Annotated in this window: 18 protein-coding genes; 9 read left to right on the top strand and 9 right to left on the bottom strand. The window is 63.9% G+C overall.

The features are described from left to right. Nucleotides 1-3 precede the first annotated feature (3 nt). On the bottom strand, nucleotides 4-390 hold the full coding sequence (locus LB572_RS06405; RefSeq protein WP_140804369.1) for a DUF983 domain-containing protein: 387 nt from the start codon (nucleotides 388-390) through the stop codon (nucleotides 4-6). A 112-nt stretch (nucleotides 391-502) separates the two neighbouring features. Between LB572_RS06405 and LB572_RS06410 the strand changes: the two genes are divergently transcribed. Further along, on the top strand, nucleotides 503-1879 hold the full coding sequence (locus tag LB572_RS06410; protein WP_224667141.1) for a PLP-dependent aminotransferase family protein: 1377 nt from the start codon (nucleotides 503-505) through the stop codon (nucleotides 1877-1879). 6 nt (nucleotides 1880-1885) lie between these two features. Here the strand turns inward: LB572_RS06410 and LB572_RS06415 are convergent, their stop codons facing one another. The 3 genes from LB572_RS06415 to LB572_RS06425 all read right to left on the bottom strand — a co-directional run bounded on the left by LB572_RS06415 (nucleotide 1886) and on the right by LB572_RS06425 (nucleotide 5163). Next, nucleotides 1886-3070, bottom strand: a complete 1185-nt coding sequence (locus LB572_RS06415) for an MFS transporter (protein WP_224667334.1) — start codon at nucleotides 3068-3070, stop codon at nucleotides 1886-1888. Between the two features lie 122 nt (nucleotides 3071-3192). Then, on the bottom strand, nucleotides 3193-3402 hold the full coding sequence (locus tag LB572_RS06420; RefSeq protein ID WP_040989497.1) for a DUF2061 domain-containing protein: 210 nt from the start codon (nucleotides 3400-3402) through the stop codon (nucleotides 3193-3195). A gap of 96 nt (nucleotides 3403-3498) precedes the next feature. After that, the gene (locus LB572_RS06425) at nucleotides 3499-5163 is read right to left on the bottom strand and encodes a Na/Pi cotransporter family protein (RefSeq protein WP_140804364.1); all 1665 of its coding nucleotides are present in this window, start codon (nucleotides 5161-5163) and stop codon (nucleotides 3499-3501) included. A gap of 359 nt (nucleotides 5164-5522) precedes the next feature. Here LB572_RS06425 and LB572_RS06430 point away from each other — a divergent pair, with 359 nt between their 5' ends. The 6 genes from LB572_RS06430 (at nucleotide 5523) to LB572_RS06455 (ending at nucleotide 12195) form a co-directional block, all read left to right on the top strand. Further along, entirely contained in the window at nucleotides 5523-5885 is a 363-nt protein-coding gene (locus LB572_RS06430) for an RcnB family protein (protein WP_140804362.1), read from the top strand. A gap of 138 nt (nucleotides 5886-6023) precedes the next feature. Next, entirely contained in the window at nucleotides 6024-7970 is a 1947-nt protein-coding gene (dnaG, locus tag LB572_RS06435; protein ID WP_224667142.1) for a DNA primase, read from the top strand. A gap of 423 nt (nucleotides 7971-8393) precedes the next feature. Beyond that, nucleotides 8394-10421 carry an RNA polymerase sigma factor RpoD gene (gene rpoD, locus LB572_RS06440; protein ID WP_140804358.1) on the top strand — a complete coding sequence of 676 codons (2028 nt, stop codon included), beginning with the start codon at nucleotides 8394-8396 and terminating at the stop codon, nucleotides 10419-10421. A 208-nt stretch (nucleotides 10422-10629) separates the two neighbouring features. Then, nucleotides 10630-10923, top strand: coding sequence for a GYD domain-containing protein (locus LB572_RS06445; RefSeq protein WP_042646984.1), 294 nt, complete (start codon nucleotides 10630-10632; stop codon nucleotides 10921-10923). 67 nt (nucleotides 10924-10990) lie between these two features. Further along, nucleotides 10991-11371, top strand: a complete 381-nt coding sequence (locus LB572_RS06450) for a thiol-disulfide oxidoreductase DCC family protein (RefSeq protein WP_224667143.1) — start codon at nucleotides 10991-10993, stop codon at nucleotides 11369-11371. 140 nt (nucleotides 11372-11511) lie between these two features. Next, entirely contained in the window at nucleotides 11512-12195 is a 684-nt protein-coding gene (locus LB572_RS06455) for a PadR family transcriptional regulator (RefSeq protein WP_224667144.1), read from the top strand. A 78-nt stretch (nucleotides 12196-12273) separates the two neighbouring features. Here the strand turns inward: LB572_RS06455 and LB572_RS06460 are convergent, their stop codons facing one another. Together LB572_RS06460 and LB572_RS06465 are read right to left on the bottom strand one after the other, a co-directional pair. Beyond that, nucleotides 12274-12534, bottom strand: coding sequence for a YiaA/YiaB family inner membrane protein (locus tag LB572_RS06460; RefSeq protein WP_140804354.1), 261 nt, complete (start codon nucleotides 12532-12534; stop codon nucleotides 12274-12276). A 42-nt stretch (nucleotides 12535-12576) separates the two neighbouring features. Beyond that, nucleotides 12577-13254: a PspA/IM30 family protein gene (locus LB572_RS06465; RefSeq protein WP_224667145.1), complete on the bottom strand. Its 678-nt coding sequence runs from the start codon at nucleotides 13252-13254 to the stop codon at nucleotides 12577-12579. 173 nt (nucleotides 13255-13427) lie between these two features. Between LB572_RS06465 and LB572_RS06470 the strand changes: the two genes are divergently transcribed. Then, complete coding sequence (locus tag LB572_RS06470; RefSeq protein ID WP_140804350.1) at nucleotides 13428-14069, top strand: TetR/AcrR family transcriptional regulator; 642 nt, start codon at nucleotides 13428-13430, stop codon at nucleotides 14067-14069. Nucleotides 14070-14153: 84 nt separating this feature from the next. Then, complete coding sequence (locus LB572_RS06475; RefSeq protein WP_140804348.1) at nucleotides 14154-14447, top strand: HlyU family transcriptional regulator; 294 nt, start codon at nucleotides 14154-14156, stop codon at nucleotides 14445-14447. 10 nt (nucleotides 14448-14457) lie between these two features. On the opposite strand, the gene LB572_RS06480 is transcribed toward LB572_RS06475, so the two are convergent. From LB572_RS06480 to LB572_RS06490, 3 genes are read right to left on the bottom strand one after another with little or no spacing between them, the layout of a single operon-like run. Beyond that, nucleotides 14458-15390: a 3-keto-5-aminohexanoate cleavage protein gene (locus LB572_RS06480; RefSeq protein ID WP_095817398.1), complete on the bottom strand. Its 933-nt coding sequence runs from the start codon at nucleotides 15388-15390 to the stop codon at nucleotides 14458-14460. 32 nt (nucleotides 15391-15422) lie between these two features. Next, nucleotides 15423-16253 carry a carbohydrate ABC transporter permease gene (locus tag LB572_RS06485; protein WP_140804346.1) on the bottom strand — a complete coding sequence of 277 codons (831 nt, stop codon included), beginning with the start codon at nucleotides 16251-16253 and terminating at the stop codon, nucleotides 15423-15425. Continuing rightward, complete coding sequence (locus LB572_RS06490) at nucleotides 16250-17185, bottom strand: carbohydrate ABC transporter permease (protein WP_224667146.1); 936 nt, start codon at nucleotides 17183-17185, stop codon at nucleotides 16250-16252. The genes LB572_RS06485 and LB572_RS06490 overlap by 4 nt, the downstream gene beginning before the upstream one ends.

A 17185-nucleotide genomic window follows, 5' to 3' on the forward strand; every position in this document is an offset into this window, starting at 1 on the left:
AGGTCACTCGCCGGGCCTGGCCAGCCTGCCTTCTTCCGCCTTGTGGTAAAACTGGCTTGCCACGAGCCAGCCCTTGAGCGGCCTGAGCGGCGGGATGCAGGTCGCGAGAACGATCGGGATCGAAACGAAGGCGTGGAACCACATGGAGGGCTCGAAGGTCACCTGCGCCCACACGGCGAAGAGCACCGAAGGCACGCAGGCAAAGCAGATGACGAAGAAGGCAGGGCCGTCGGCGGGATCGGCAAAGGAATAGTCGAGCCCGCAAACATCGCATTTCGGCGCCAGCTTCAGGAATCCTTCGAACAGGTGGCCCTCGCCGCAGCGCGGGCAGCGGCCCCGGATCCCTACCTGCCAAGGTATCAGACGTGGATAATGCGCAAGGTCTTCCATGATCGTCGCTCCAGTGGACCTCGCGGGTGGCCAGACCGGCCTTGAGGTCTCTCATGCATACATATATCATTCTTGTATGCATACAATGCGACAAAATGTATGGATGGTGAAAGTGACGGGCGAAAGTGACATCGGCTGGCTCCCGGTCCTGGAGGCGGGGCCGCGACCGGTCTATCTGCAGATCGTTGGCGCCCTGGCGGATGCCCGCTCGAACGGCCGCTTGCAGCCTGGAGACCGGTTGCCGCCGCAGCGGGAGCTTGCCCGGCTGCTCGGGGTCGATCTTACGACCGTCACGCGGGCTTTTTCCGAAGCGCGGCGCAGGAACCTTATCGACGCGACGGCGGGCCGGGGCACCTTCGTCACGCCGGGCGAACCTGAAGAGCCCGTCCTCGATCTCAGCATGAACATTCCGCCGGCACCGGCCGGCCTCAACCTGCCGGCCTTGATCAGGACGGGCATCGAGGGGTTGCTGAAGCGCTCCAGCGCCGAAGCGTTGCTTTCCTACCATCCCGGTCCGGGCTCGCCCGTGGAGCGCGCCGTCGGCTCGTCATGGCTGGCCGAAACGGGGGACAGGCTGCCGGTCGACAGGGTCGTTGTCGGCTCGGGCGCGCAGGCGCTGCTCACGGCCGTGCTCCTGTCAGAGACCCGCGAAGGCGACACGATCCTTGCCGATGCGCTGACCTATCCCGGGCTGATCGCGCTGGCCGGGGCCACGCGACGCAGGCTTGCCGCCGTCGCAAGCGACGGCGAGGGCATGCGGCCCGACGATCTCGAACAGGCGGCGCGACGGCATGGCGCCCACGTTCTCTACCTCAATCCGACGCTGCAGAATCCGACCGCATCCGTCATGCCCGAAGGCCGGCGGCGCGAACTCGCCCGCATGGCCGCAAAGCTCGAGCTGACCATCGTCGAGGACGATCCTTACAGAAGGTTGCTGGCTGCACCTCCGCCGGCCTTTCTGAAGCTGGCGCCGGAGCGGACCTTCCATGTCGCGACATTGGCGAAGTGCATCTCGCCTTTCCTGCGTACGGCTTTCCTGGCGGCGCCCGATCAGCAAGCCGCGGAGCGGGTCGCGGCAGCGATACGCGGCACGACGATGATGGCGCCGCCGCTGATGACGGGCCTTGCCTGCGAATGGCTGCGCAGCGGCCTTGCCGGGGAAATCACCGCCGCCGTGCGCGCCGAAGCGCAGGCCAGGCAAGAGATCGCGCGCAACATCCTGCCCGAAGGCTTTGTGGCGGCGGAGTCCAGCCTGCATCTGTGGTATCCGTTGCAGAGCCAGTTGCGCTCGGCCGAATTCGCCGACATCGCCCGCCGCCGAGGGCTGGCCATCAGCCCCGCAGAAGAGTTCGCGGTCGGAGACGACTTCGCCAACGGCTTCCGCCTGGCGCTGGGCGCTACCCCCAATCGGGAGCGGTTGAAGGAAGGTCTTCAAAGCCTGGCTTCCATCCTTTCGGGCGTGCCGGGCTCGTCGCGGCCGCAGGTCTGAGGCCAGCTATTCCGCCGCTGCCGGCAGTGGCGGCGTCGCGCGGCTGCGCCATTCCCAGGCCTGCGAGGCGACGGCCACCACCACCGCCACCAGCATGGCCAGGGCGCCGGCCAGCGGCAGGCTGCGATAGCCGTAGCCGGCATTGAGCATCGCCGCGCCCAGCGAGGCTGCGAGCGCGATGCCGACATTGAAGCCGGACGGGATCAGCGCGGAAGCGAGGTTCGAAGCATCGGCCGTCCAGGCGAGGATGCGCGTCTGGATCGGCGCGCCGATGGCGAAGTTGAGACCACCCCAGACGACGATGGCGACGACCATCGGCACCGGGTAGGGGCTGACAAGATGGATGACGCCAAGCGCCACCGCCTGCAGGGCGAGCATGACGATCAGCGACGGCATCAGCTTCCAGTCGGCGAGCTTGCCGCCGACCAGGACGCCGATCGTGGCGCCGACGCCGTTGAGCAAAAGCACCCAGGGGATCAGGCTCTGGTCGAGGCCGGTCACTTCGAGCAGCATCGGCGTGATGTAGGTGAACAGCGCAAACTGGCTGATCATCAGCATCAGCATGAGGATCAGCGACGTCCAGACCTGCTGGCGGCCGAGCACCCGAACTTCGCGCGCCAGCTCGGCGGGCCGGTTGGCGGCGCCCGCCGTTCGCGGCAACAGCGCCAGCATGGCGAGGATCGCGATGATGCCCAGCGCGCCCATCACCCAGAAGGTCGCGCGCCAACCCCAAAGGCTGCCGATCGCGGTGCCGGCGGGCACGCCGATGACGTTGGAAACCGTCAGTCCCGAGAGAATGACCGCGACCGCCCGGCCGCGCTGGTCCTCGCGCACAAGGCTGACCGCAACCACCATGGCGACGCCGAAATAGCAGCCATGCGCCACGGCAGTCGCAATACGCAGCAGAAGCATCGAGGTGAAATCAGGCGCCAGCGCGCAGGCCACCTGGCCGAGTGTGAAGGCGATCGTGAGTCCGATCAACAGCGTCTTACGCGAGACTTTGCTCGTCGTGAGCGCCAGCAGCGGGCCGCCGATGGCAATGCCGCAGGCATAGCCGGAGACGAGATAGCCGGCGGTCGGCACCGAAACGCCAAGGCCCTGAGCCACCTCCGGCAGCACGCCGGCGATGACGAATTCGGTGGTGCCGAAGGCGAAGGCGGCAAGGAAAAGGGCAATCAGCGGCAGCATGATTCAAAACATTTGGGAGGAATGCATGCCTCAAACCACGCCCGGGCGGGCACGGCAATGCAGAAATTGACGATGGCGCTTTAGCTTTTCTTGACTGGACCGATCCGAGCCGGCCTATCGCTCCGCTATGCGGGCGTTTTGCGTCCATACGGGATCTTCAGCCAGGCCCGTTCATGCAGGTAGTAGAGCAGCGACTTGGTGACGACTTCGGTGAGGCCGATGGTGGCAGCGAGCTTGATGCTGCCGGTGACCACCAGCGATATGATCATCGTGTCGATCGTGCCGGTGGCGCGCCATGAGAGTGCCTTGGCGAAGCTGCGCGAATGCGTATCCATCGACCGATCGTCCTCCCATCAGGTCCTCAGGTGATCCTTAGCCGACGGAAGCGAGGATGAGCAAAGCCTAATTTTCTCGGCCGCAACCGCCGAGCCTCAGCTGGCCTTCAGCCGCGAGCCGCCAAGCAGGCCGCGTTCCTCAAGCACGGGATAGGCCATCGAAGCCAGCAGCGAGTTGATCTGCTTCAGATCGCGAATGGTATCGAGATGGATCGAACTGGTCTCGACGCTCTTGGCCGTGCCGTCGCGCAGCCGCACAAAATGGCTGGCGCTTGTTTCCTTCTCGCGCTCGCGCAGCAGATCTTTTTCCAGCACCAGCTGCCTGGCGGTTTCCGGATCGCGCGAGACCAGCACGTTGAAGGCGAGCCGCGCATTGGCAAGCACAGAGGAATGGAAGGCGCAAAGCTCCTGCCAGCCTTCGGGCGTGAACTCCAGACCGCGCTCCAGCTTCTTCTTCACATGCACCAGCATGTTGCGCACGATGATGTCGCCGACCTGCTCCAGCTTGACGCAGGCGCCGATCAACTCCTGGCACCGCAAGGCCTCGTCCTCGGTTAGCGGATTCCTGGTGATCTTGGCGAGATAGAGCTTGATCGCGGCGTGCTTCCGGTCGACGCGGTCGTCGAGCGCGGCAAGCGCCTTGATCTTGGCGGGGTCGGCATCCTCGTAGAGCTCGATGATGCGCTTCAGCATGATCTCGACCGTCTCGCAGACCCGCACCACCTCGCGCGTCGCGTTGGCCAGCGCCTGGCTCGGCGTATCGAGGGCGCTCTCGTTCAGCGCCGACAGCTCGACGACTTCAAGTGTGGCGGCCGGTTGCGGCTTGCTGCCCAGCGCCACGATCTTTTCGGACGCGCGGTAGACGAGGCCGGCCAACGGCAGTCCGGCGAGCAGGATCAGCACGTTGAACAAAATGTGGGCGTTGACGATCTGATCCGGCGCGGTCTTGCCGAGGAAGGCGACGTCCGGCTTGAAGGTCATGATCAGGACCAGCATGATCAGTGAGCCGAGCCCGCGCATCAGGAGATTGCCGATCGGCACGATGCGCACCTCCGGCGGCGCCGACCGCGTCAGCATCGGCGCGATCAGCGACGAGCCGAGGTTGACGCCAAGCACCAGCACCACGCCGAGCTCCGGCGTGATCAGCCCGCGGCCCGCCAGCGTCGCCATCAAGAGGACTGCGGCGATGCTGGACTGGAACAACCAGGTGACCAGCGCGGCCAGGAGATAGGTGGTTATGGAGTCGCCCGAGAAATAATTGATGATCAACGGCATCAACTGGCTGTTGCGCAGCGGCTCCGACGCCTGGCCGATCATCTCCAGCGACAGGATCAGCAGGCCGACCCCGATCAGGATACGGCCCAGCTGCCGCCAGTCGCGCCGCTCGGTGGCCATGAACATGACCGTGCCCGCGATCAGGCAGAGCGGCACCAGAAGCGTGAGGTCGAAGGTGAGCAGTTTGGCCACCAGCGCCGAGCCGATCTCGGCGCCGCGCACGGCCAATTGCCCGGCGGCGCCCGAAACGATGCCGGCGCCGGCGAAGGAGCCGACCAGCAGCGTCACCGCGGTCGAGCTCTGCAGCGCGACCGCCAGCCCACAGCCGGCCAGCACCGCCATGATCGGATTGCGCATGGTGGCGCGCAGCCTGTGGCGCAGCACGTCGCCATAGGCGCGCTCGACCCCTGTCTTCACCATGCGGGTGGCGAACAGCATCAGCGCCACCGCGCCGGCAAGGTGCAGGAGGACGACGGAGCCGCTCACAGCCCACCTCGCAAGGTGGCTCTGGCAATGTGGAGAGAAGGACGAATCTCAATCATTTCAATGCGTGGAAATATACCAATTAAGATTAGCCGAATAATAGATTTTTCTGATGCGATGATAGTCTCGGCTCGACGGCGCATGTCGGAAATGAATGGCGGAAGCATTGGTTGCATGCGCCTGGCGGCGGCGCTTTCGCTCGGAAGCGATGCCGGGATCGCACGGCCGACGCGATCCGAAGCCTTGTTGAAGCAGGCTCTGCAAGCATCGGAAACCATTACAAAATTGTAATTTTCATGTTCAGTTTCAGTTCATCCATTGGCGGCTATTCCTCTGCCTATCGACAACAAGGAGTACCGACCATGAAGCGTCTCATACTTTCCGCCGTCACCGCCTCCATGCTGGCCGCCTCAGCCTTCTCCGGCCAGGCCGCGCCGCTCGCCCAGCCGAGCGCGCCGCAGTCGAACTACACGCAGGTCGACTGGCAGAAGCCCAACCGGCATGTCGACAAGCGCGTCATCGTCAAGAAGAAGGTGGTGAAGCGCAACCATTGGCGCAACGGCCAGCGCTATTCCAGCTGGAAGCGCCACCAGCCGGTCCGCGACTGGAACCGCTACGGCCTGCGCCGCCCCGGCCCCGGTCAGGAATGGATCCGCGTCGGCAACGACTATGTGCTGGTCAGCATCCTTTCCGGCATCATCTTCGGCGCGATCGCCGCGCAGTAAATCGCGACAAGCAGGAATCCAAAAAGAAGGCGGCCACCCGGCCGCCTTCTTTTCGTCTGTGAAAAGCGGGTACGATAGGGCGGACGGGGTCGCCCTTGCCAGGCGGCTTGCTTATATGGAGGGCAAACGAGTTCCCCGATGCGCTTTCCGCCCGCCTTCCTCGACGAGATACGCGACCGTGTGCCGATTTCATCGGTCATCGGCGCGCGCGTCGCGTGGGATAGGAGGAAGACCAACGCGTCGCGTGGCGACTATTGGGCCTGCTGCCCATTCCACGGCGAGAAAAGCCCGTCCTTCCATTGCGAGGACAAGAAGGGCCGCTACCACTGCTTCGGCTGCTCGGTGTCGGGCGATCACTTCAAGTTCCTTACCGAGCTCGACGGCATGAGCTTTCCCGAGGCGGTCGAGAAGATCGCCGAGATGGCCGGCGTGCCGATGCCGGTGCGCGATGAACGGGAAGAGCGGCGCGAGAAGGAACGCGCCAGCCTCACCGACGTCATGGAGATGGCGACCACCTTTTTCCAGGAGCGGCTGCAGAGCCCGGAAGGGGCAAAAGCCCGCGCCTATCTGAGGGAACGCGGACTGACGTCGGCGACACAGCAATCGTTCCGGCTTGGCTTCGCGCCCGACAGCCGCAATGCCTTGAAAGAGCACCTGGCGGCAAAGGGCGTGCCGAAGGCCGATATCGAGGCCTGCGGACTGGTGCGGCATGGCGACGACATTCCGGTCTCCTATGACTGGTTCCGCGACCGCATCATGTTCCCAATCCCGGATTCGCGCGGCAAGATCATCGCCTTCGGTGGGCGCGCGCTGGCGCCCGATGCGCTCGCCAAATACATGAACTCGCCCGACACCGAGCTCTTCCACAAGGGCAACGTGCTCTACAATTTCGCCCGCGCCCGCAAGGCGCTGGCCAAGGGCGGCACCGTCATCGCGGTCGAAGGCTATATGGACGTGATCGCGCTGGCGCAGGCCGGCTTCGAGAACTCCGTGGCGCCGCTCGGCACGGCGCTCACCGAAAATCAGCTCGAACTTTTGTGGCGCATGGCGCCGGAGCCGGTGCTGTGCTTCGACGGCGACAAGGCCGGATTGAAAGCGGCATGGCGTGCCGCGGACCTGGCCCTGCCTTCGGTGCAGGCCGGACGCTCGGCTCGTTTTGCCTTGCTGCCGGAAGGCAAGGACCCCGACGATCTGGTCAAGGCCGAGGGGCCGGACGCCTTCCGGGCGGTGCTGGCGGAGGCGCGGCCGCTCGTCGACCTACTATGGATGCGGGAGACCGCCGGCGGCGTCTTCGAAACGCCGGAGCGTCGCGCCGAACTGGGAAAGAGGCTGAGTGAGCTCGCCAGCCGTATCCGCGACGAGAGTGTGCGCTACGAATATCAACAGGTAATGCGCGAGCGGGTGCGGAGTTTCTTCGGCGCCCAGCGCGACGCCAGGCAGGGCCGGCACGAAGGAGGCCGGCCGGGAGAGCGCGGCCAGGGCAAGGCCGCGGCACCCGGCGGGCAGTTCGCCAAGGGTGGAGGCGGCCGCATGGCGATCAGCGAAAGCCTCGGACAGTCGGCGCTGGTCAAGCGCGGCGGCGAGGGCATGCCGGTGCGCGAGGCGACGATCATCGTGGCCCTGGTCAATCATCCGGCGCTGATCGACGAGAATTTCGCGCATGTCGAATTCCTCGACCTGGCCAATTCGGATTTGCGCAAACTCCACGTCGCCATCCTCGACGCCATGGCGCATGACGCGGCCGACGAGCGCGGCGCGGTCATCGCCACCATCGAGCGCGCCGGCTGCGGCGGCATCTGGGAGCGGGCGGTGGAGTTGATCAAACGCGCGCGGCAATGGCCCGCACTCGAGACAGCGGCGCTCGACGATGCCCGCGACGCCTTCAACCAGGCGCTGCACTTGCAGCGTAGCGCCCGCACATTACATAGAGAGCTGAAACAGGCGCAGGCGGCGCTCGATGCAGATCCTTCGGACGAAAACTTCCGGCATCTCGTCGAGATTCAAGCGCAATTCAACGATGTGCAGGCAACGGAAGCGCTGATCGAAGGGTTCGGCGTTTCGTCGGGCAGGGTTGGACGCGTTTAGGCCGGACTGCTCCCGGAAATGAAGTGGAAATGTGCAGCGCGTCGAATCGACGCCGCTAAGTCGGGTAATTGATTCGCTTTTTTCATGCGAATCATGCCAGAGGCGCTTGACCTTCTGGCAGATTGGCGGAATCAGGACGATTCGAAACGTTAACCGTGCCCCGGCGTCGCGGGAAATTTGAGCGATGTGAGGTATCGGTGACGTCTGGACAGGCAAAGTGCCTGCTCCAGATATCAGGGTTAATCTGGACTTAATGCATGTCGCCCAAAAGTGGAAACCGGTTTGGGACAGCGACGTGCACAAAACAAAAGAGATGACGCGGTTACTGGGCCGGTGAAAAGCGTTCTGGTGCGAGCGCGTCCAGCATAACCGGTCCGGCAGTTTACGCGGCCTCGATATTCGGCCGCTTGGAGACGACAAAGAATGGCGACAAAGGAAAAGGAAGAGGTCGAGACCGAACGCGAAGGCGCCACCGATGGCCCCCTGCTCGACCTTTCCGACGATGCTGTCAAGAAGATGATCAAGGCCGCGAAGAAACGCGGCTATGTCACGCTCGACGAGCTCAATGCGGTGCTGCCCTCGGAAGAGACGGATCCGGACCGAATCGAAGACATCAATGCGATGCTCAACGACATGGGCATCAATGTCGTCGAGGACGACGAGCAGGGTGAAGAGACCGAGGCCGAAGCGCCCGCCGACACCGAGGAAGACGCCAACGAGCTCGCCGAGCAGACCGGCACCGCCGTTGCCGCCACGACCACCAAGAAAGAGCCGACCGATCGCACCGACGACCCGGTGCGCATGTATCTGCGCGAGATGGGCTCGGTGGAATTGCTGTCGCGCGAGGGCGAAATCGCCATTGCCAAGCGCATCGAGGCCGGCCGTGAGACGATGATCGCGGGCCTTTGCGAAAGCCCGCTGACCTTCCAGGCCATCATCATCTGGCGCGACGAGCTCAACGAATCGAAGATCCTGCTGCGCGAGATCATCGACCTCGAGGCGACCTATGCCGGCCCCGAGGCCAAGCAGGCGCCCGTCGTCGAACGCATCGAGGAAGCGCCCAAGCCCGAGGAAAAGCCGCGCGGCCGCGCGGCGGCACGCGAGGAAGAAGACGACATCACCAATGTCGGCGGCGACACGCGCGGGCTTGAGGAAGAGGAAGACGACGAGGACGAGGCGAGCCTGTCGCTGGCCGCGATGGAAGCGGAACTGCGCCCGCAGGTGATGGAGACGCTCGACGTCATCGCCGACACCTACAAGAAGCTGCGCAAGCTGCAGGACCAGCAGGTCGAGAACCGTCTGGCCGCCGCCGGCACGCTTTCGCCTAGCCAGGACCGTCGGCTGAAGGAGCTGAAGGACCAGCTGATCAAGGCGGTGAAGTCGCTGTCGCTAAATGCCGCGCGCATTGAGGCGCTGGTCGAGCAGCTCTACGACATCAACAAGCGCCTGGTGCAGAACGAGGGCAAGCTGCTTAGGCTCGCCGAGAGCTATGGCGTGCGCCGCGAGGAATTCCTCAAGGAGTATCAGGGCTCCGAGCTCGATCCGAACTGGACCCGCTCGATCGCCAACCTGACCTCGCGCGGCTGGAAGGAATTCACCAAGAACGAGAAGGACGCGATCAAGGAGCTGCGCGCCGAGATCCAGAACCTCGCCACCGAAACGGCGATCTCGATCCTGGAATTCCGCAAGATCGTCAACCAGGTGCAGAAGGGCGAGCGCGAGGCCGCGATCGCCAAGAAGGAAATGGTCGAGGCGAACCTTCGCCTCGTCATCTCCATCGCCAAGAAATACACCAACCGCGGCCTGCAGTTCCTGGATCTCATCCAGGAAGGCAATATCGGCCTGATGAAGGCGGTCGACAAGTTCGAGTACCGCCGCGGCTACAAGTTCTCGACCTACGCCACCTGGTGGATCCGGCAGGCCATCACCCGCTCGATCGCCGACCAGGCGCGCACCATCCGCATTCCGGTGCACATGATCGAGACGATCAACAAGATCGTGCGCACCTCGCGCCAGATGCTGCACGAGATCGGCCGCGAGCCGACGCCGGAAGAACTGGCCGAGAAGCTCGCCATGCCGCTGGAAAAAGTGCGCAAGGTCTTGAAGATCGCCAAGGAGCCGATCTCGCTCGAAACGCCTGTCGGCGACGAGGAGGATTCGCATCTGGGCGACTTCATCGAGGACAAGATGGCGATCCTGCCGATCGACGCGGCGATCCAGGCCAATCTGCGCGAGACGACGACGCGGGTGCTTGCCTCGCTGACGCCGCGCGAGGAACGCGTTCTCAGAATGCGCTTCGGCATCGGCATGAACACCGACCATACACTGGAAGAAGTCGGCCAGCAGTTCTCGGTCACGCGCGAGCGTATCCGACAGATCGAGGCCAAGGCGCTGCGCAAGCTCAAGCATCCGAGCCGCTCGCGCAAGCTGAGAAGCTTCCTCGACAGCTGAGCGGAAACGCAAACACACCAAGATCCAAAGGGCGCCTCTGGCGCCCTTTTTGCGTTTCCGGCTACCCTCTCATGCCGCCTTGCCGGGTTTGCCCGAGAGGAGGATAATTCCGGGGTCGGATGCATTGTGGGCGACAAGCCGGATGCCCGCCCGGCGTCAGCCGTCAACGGCCAGACGCCTGCACCGTGGCCCCGGAGGGAGGTGTGCCATGACAACCTACATCGTGCTTATCAACTGGACCGAGTTGGGCGCCAGGAATGTGCGGGAGTCGCCGAAGCGGCTCGATGCCGCCAAGAAGCTGCTGGGGGAAATGGGCGGCTCGTTCAAGTCGTTCTACCTGACCATGGGCGAATGCGACATGGTCGCCATCGTCGAAGCTCCGGACGATGCGGTGCTCGCCCGCTTCGCGCTGCTGTTGTCGTCGGGCGGCAATGTCAAAACGCGGACGATGAAGGCGTTCCCGGAATTCGCCTATCGCGAGATCATCAGCTCGCTTGGATGAAGCGTAGGGAACAGGCTGGCCGATCGGTCACATTGCGGCGCTGCGCTCGGTCGCCGATAGTCACGCCATGCCCAAGCCTTGGCTGACCGTCTGGTACAACACGCGCTGTCCGGTGTGCGACGCCGGCATCAATCGCCAGAAGCGGCGGCTCATCGAAGCCGTCAAGGCGGGCCGGGTCGAATTCCGCGACATCAATTTCGAACCGGAAGCGCTTTCCGACTTCGGCGCTTCGCTGGAAGACATCCGCCGCCGGCTGCATGCGACTGACGCCAGCGGGCGGCTGCTGGTCGGCGCCGATGTGGCGATCGCGGTCTGGCGGCTTACGCCGGGTGAGGGGTGGCTGGCGACCCTGTTCGGCAATCCTGTCGTGCTGCCGCTGACGCGCTTTGCCTATGACCGTTTCGCGGACCTTCTCTACGCCTGGAACCGGCGCAAGGGCCGTTGGTAGGCGGCAACTCCACTTCCCAAATCTCAGCGATGCCGGGGGGCCTTGGCGTACCGTGCGATACATCGTAAGATATATCTTGACTCCGTAAGAAGCACGCCTTACTTAAGATGTATCGTAAGATATAACTCAAGGAGCAATCCATGCACAGACACGACCATTTCGGGCATAATCATTTCGGCGAGCGCATATTCATGCGCATGGCCGGCAAATTTGGTGGCAAATTTGGTGGCAGAGGGGGTGGCGGCTTCGGTCCGTTCGGCCATGGCGGCCGGGGCGGCGGACGCGGCGGCCCGGGCGACATGTTCCGTGCCGGACGCATGCTGGCCGACGGCGATCTCAAGCTGATCACGCTGTCGCTGCTGGCCGACGCGCCGCGCCACGGCTACGACATCATCAAGGCGCTGGAAGAGCGCACCAGCGGCGTCTACAGCCCGAGCCCGGGCGTGGTCTATCCGACGCTGACCTTCCTGGAGGAGGCGGGCTACGCGGTTTCCTCGAGCGAAGGCAACAAGAAGGTATTTTCGATCACCGAGGCCGGCAGGGCGCATCAGGAGGAAAACCGCGAGATGATCGACGGCGTGCTCGACCATCTCGAGCGTTTCGGCCGCAAGATGGCCGCGGCGCGCGAATGGTTCGGCTGGGGCGACGACAAGGACGAGGGACCCCGCGGCCGCTCTGAAACCCGCGACCGGTTCCGCGCGCTGCGCCACCGGCTGCGCGCCGCTCTCGGCGACATCGCCGACGCGCCGGAAGACAAGCAGGCCGAGGCGATCAGCATCCTGGAAGACGCCGCCGAGGCGATCGAGGCGCTGTCGCGCCGCTAAGTCTGACTGCGGTTTCTTCAGTTCAGCGAAAAAAGGCCCGGAGCGATCCGGGCCTTTTTCTTGTCGACCGGGAAGCGGTCAATCCTTGCCGACATACTCGCTGATCAGCTTCTCATTGCGCGCCTTCTCAATCTTGGCGGTGGTCTCGGCGGAGATGCGTTCGTCGGTGCGGTACTTGACCAGGTTCACCAGGCTGCCGGTGAGCAGGAGGACGCCCATCGCCCAGTAGCCCTTGGTCGAGAGGTCGACCGGCGCCAGCCACAGCGACAGGGCCAGCATGAAATAGGCGGCGCCCACCGACACGGTGTTGAACAGGATATAGGTCTGATTGCCGTTCATCTTAGTGTTCCTTTGATTTGATCCGTTTGGGAAAATTCAGGTTCAGTTGAGCGATTTCAGGCGTTCAAGAACATCCTGGGCGCGTACCTTGGTGGCTGGTCCATGACCCGCTTCGGCGAGGCGTTCGCGGATCGCCTCGTGGCGCAGCTCGCCGTCGATCTCGTCGAGGATGCCGGCCTCCTCGAACGGGTCGGGGCTCGCCTTGATGCGGGCGAGCAGTTCCTCCGCTTCGTTGATGCTTGCGGTGCGGCCGATCGAACGGTTGAGGCGCGACTGCGCCTTGCGTTCGGCATCGATCGCCCTGGCGGAAATCATGCCCTGGTTGAGATCGATGATGCGGCGATGCGCCTGTTCGACGGACAGACGCATCCGCAAGGTCTTCTCGCCGAGGCTCTTCACGGTGGCGCGGCGGACCTCGCGCTCGTTCTCGAGCTCGGCGATCGCGGAAGCGCCGCCTTCGGCAAGCGTCTGGTTGTTGGCGGAAAGCGCGCTCAGCGTGCGGGTTTCCAGGTCGGCGATGCGGCGGTCGAGCTGGTCGAGGCTGGTCTGCTCGGCACGCTGGCGCACGATCAGCGAGGCGAGCGTCTGCTTGGCGGCGGCGAGGCCCGCCTCCGCGTCGCGGATGCGCTGGGCCAGAAGGTCGATGGCGAAGCGGTCCTTCAGATTGTCCTCGGCCCGGGCGCTGGCGCCATCCAGCAATGTCTTGATCAGGCTAAGCATGGTCTTCTCCCTGTTGATGTGAACGTTGTTCACGAGGCAAACATAACATGAAATGAACATTGTTCAAGAATTATTTTGAACGCTGTTCATGAGGTGTTGGACATGGTAAACGCAGGCCGATGGAATGAAGCCGGGCGGGCTGCACCGGCCCGGGGACAAGGACAGGAAACTGCATGGCGCTGGACAAGGAAGAGATGAGCGAGAAGGTGCTCGCCATTGCCGAGGCGCTGCTCAACGAGGGCGGCGCCGAAAACCTGAAGGCGCGCACCATCGCCGAGCAGGCCGGCATTTCGGTCGGATCCGTCTACAATCTGTTTGCCGATCTCGACGAGGTGCATCGCGCCGTCAACATGCGGCTGCTCGACCGGCTCGGCGCGACAGGCTTGGCGGCGATGGCCGATCTCGAAAGGCAAGGGGTGACCGATGTCCAGCACCGCATCCTGGCGATGGCCGCCGCCTATGTGCGTTTCGTCGAGGCGCATCCCGGCAGTTGGCCGGCGGTGCTTGCCTTCAACCGCCGCCGCGCGACGCGGCCCGGCCCGGACGCCTATGACGCGCTTCTCGACGCGCTCTTCGACATCGTCGCCGGCGTGCTCAAGGCAGGCGATTTCGATCTCGACGACGGCCGCCGGGCGCTTGCGGCGCGGACCTTGTGGTCAAGCGTGCATGGCATCGTGACCAGCGGCTATGTGGCGAATTCGGACAGCCGGCAGGGCGAGGAGATCTGGCATCAGATCGAGCTTCTGGTCGGCGTCTTCGTCAAGGGGCTGGAACACGGCGGCGCATTCGCGCATGCTGAGACAAAGCCTGTGTGAACAGGGGCCTGTGTGAACAGGGGCCTGCGTGAACAAGGGGGCGCCGCAATTTCTGGTGCCCGTATGAAATGGGAGTTTTGAAAAATGTCTTTTCTGAAGAAGCTTTTTGGCGGCGGCAATAGTGAGGCTACGGAGACCGGCTCCGCCAAGCCGGCCAAGCAGGTCGAGCACAAGGGCTTCCTGATCAGCGCGACGCCCTATAAGGCCGAGGGCCAGTACCAGACCTGCGGCGTCGTCTCGAAGGAAGTAGACGGTGTGATGAAGGAGCACCGCTTCATCCGCGCCGACCGTTTCGCCGGACTGGACGATGCCGTCGACATCTCGATCAAGAAGGGCATCCAGCTGGTCGACGAGCAGGGCGAGCGCATCTTCGGCTAGCGCCGCCCAATCAGAATGCGACCTTGTCGCCGCCCTTGAGCTGGAGGATCTGCCGCGCCTCGTCGGGTGTGGCGATCGATGCGCCGAGGCCTTCGATGATCTGGCGGACCTTGGTCACCTGTTCGGCGCTGGAGCGGGCGAGCTTGCCCTTGCCGATCCACAGCGAGTCCTCCAGGCCGACGCGCACATTGCCGCCCAGCGCGATCGCCTGCGTGGCGATCGGCAATTGGTGGCGGCCGGCGCCCAGCACCGACCAGTGATAGTCGTTGCCGAACAGGCGGTCGGCCGTGCGTTTCATATGGGCGACGTCTTCCGGATGGGTGCCGATGCCGCCCAGGATGCCGAACACGCTCTGGACGAAGAATGGCGCCTTGACCAGGCCGCGCTCGACGAAATGCGCCAGCGTGTAGAGATGGCCGATGTCGTAGCACTCGATCTCGAAGCGCGTGCCGTTGTCGGCGCAGGTGCGCAATATGTGCTCGATGTCGCCGAAGGTGTTGCGGAAGATGCGGTCGCGTGAGGATTCCAGATAAGGCCGCTCCCAGTCATGCTCGAAGGTCTTGAAGCGTTCCAGCATCGGGAACAGAGCGAAATTCATCGAGCCCATGTTGAGCGAGGCGACCTCAGGCGCGAACACCTTCGCCGGCCTGACACGCTCCTCCACGCTCATCGTCGCGGCACCGCCGGTGGTGATGTTGACGACGCAGTTGGAGCGCTGCTTGATGACCTGCAGGAACGGCGCGAAGGCCTCGGTCGACTGGTCGGGGCGTCCGTCGACGGGATTGCGCGCATGAAGATGGACGATCGCGGCCCCCGCTTCGGCCGCCTCGATGGCCGCGGTGGCGATCTCCTGCGCCGTCACCGGCAGATGCGGCGACATCGATGGCGTATGGATCGAGCCTGTGACCGCGCAGGTGATGATGATCTTGTTCTGGTTCGCCACTTTGATGCCCTGACTTCGTTGTTGGACCGCGCCTACTTGACCGCGCCTTGCGTTATGCCGGAAATGAACTGCTTCGACAGCACGATGTAGAGCAGCGTAATCGGCAGCGCCGCCAGTGTCAGCCCGGTGAACAGCACCCCCCAGTCGGTGGTGAATTCGCCGACGAACACGGTCAGCCCTTGCGGCAGTGTCTTCAAATTGTCGGAGGTGATCAGGACCAGGGGGAAGAAAAAGTCGTTCCAGATCGGCACCGCGTTCTGGATCGCCACGATGACCAGCGCCGGCCGCGCCAGCGGCAGCATGATCGACCACATGATGCGCAGCTCGCTCGCGCCATCCATGCGGGCGGATTCCTCCAGCTCGCGCGGCAAGGTGCGCAGGAAGCCGGTCATGATGAAGACGGCGGAGGGGATGCCCATCGCCACATAGACCAGCACCAGACCGAGATAGCTGTCGACGAGGCCGAGCGTATCCAACTGGATGAAAAGCGGGATGATCGCGAGCTTCAGTGGCACCGTCATGCCGCTCAGGAAGAACATCAGAACGAGCGAGCTCAGCCGGAACCGGTAGCGGGCGATGGCATAGCCGGCCAGCGTGCTGAACAGCAGGATCAGCGCGACCGATGCCGCGGTTATGCCGACCGAATTCGCCAGATAGCGGACGAAATTGGTCTCGGTCCACACCTTCTCCAGATTGGCGGTCGAGAAATGCGTCGGCAGGGAGAGCGGCGAGGAAAAGATCTCGGCGTTGGTCTTGAACGACGACGTCACCATGACGAACAGCGGATAGATCATGATGACGGCATTGACCGCCAGCAAGAGCTGGATGGCGCCGTTCCTGACGGTCTCGCCACGATCCCTCACTGCTCGATCTCGCGGCGGCGCAGGTAACGCAGGGCTATTGCCGTGACGCCGGCGACAAGGATGAACATCAGCACGGCCAGCGCGCTGCCCTGGCCGAAATCCTGGATGCCGGTGGTCGTGCTGCCGAAGGCGGTGCGGTAGAAATAGAGGCCGAGCACATCTGTCGAGCCGCCAGGCGAACCGGTCAGGCCGGCCATGACATAGGGGATTTCGAACCAGTTGAAGCTGCCGATGAAGGTCAGGATGGTGACGATGGTGACGCTCGGCGCGATCAGCGGCCAGACGATCTTGGTCATCAGCGCGTAGTCGCCGGCGCCGTCGAGGCGGGCGGCTTCCAGCACGTCCTTGCTGATGCGCTGCATGCCGGCGAGCAGCACAAGCGTCGGGAAGCCGAGCCAGTGCCAGACGTTGGCGAAGAGGATGCTGCCGAGCGCTGTGTTTTCGTTGCCGAGCCACGGAATGGCGCCGATCCCGACCAGCCCAAGCAGCTGGTTCACCAGCCCGAACAGCGGATGCAGGAACAGCTTCCACAGGAAGCCGACGATCACGGCCGACAGCACCACCGGCAGGAAGAGGATGACCTGGTGGACGCGATGGCCCGGAAGCGCCTTGAGCAGCGCGAAGGCGATCAGGAAAGCGGTGCCGTTCTCGAAGACCATCAGCGCCAGGAAAGCGATGACATTGTGCTTCAGCGCATTGTAGGTCCAGTCGCTGAACGGCTTCTCGAACAGGACCTGGCGGAAGTTTTCGAGCCCGATGAAGCCGGATGGCCTGAGCCCATTGAACTCATAGAAGGCGAAGCGAAAGGCCGAGAGGAGCGGCCACAGCACGAACAGCACCATGACCACCAGCGCCGGCGTCAGCAGCGCGGCAATCCAGAGCGCGCGGCGCCACGGAAAAGGTCTTTCGGTGTGGCGCCAGCCGTCGGTCAT

The sequence above is a fragment of the Mesorhizobium sp. BH1-1-5 genome, assembly GCF_020165615.1.
Lineage (GTDB): Bacteria > Pseudomonadota > Alphaproteobacteria > Rhizobiales > Rhizobiaceae > Mesorhizobium.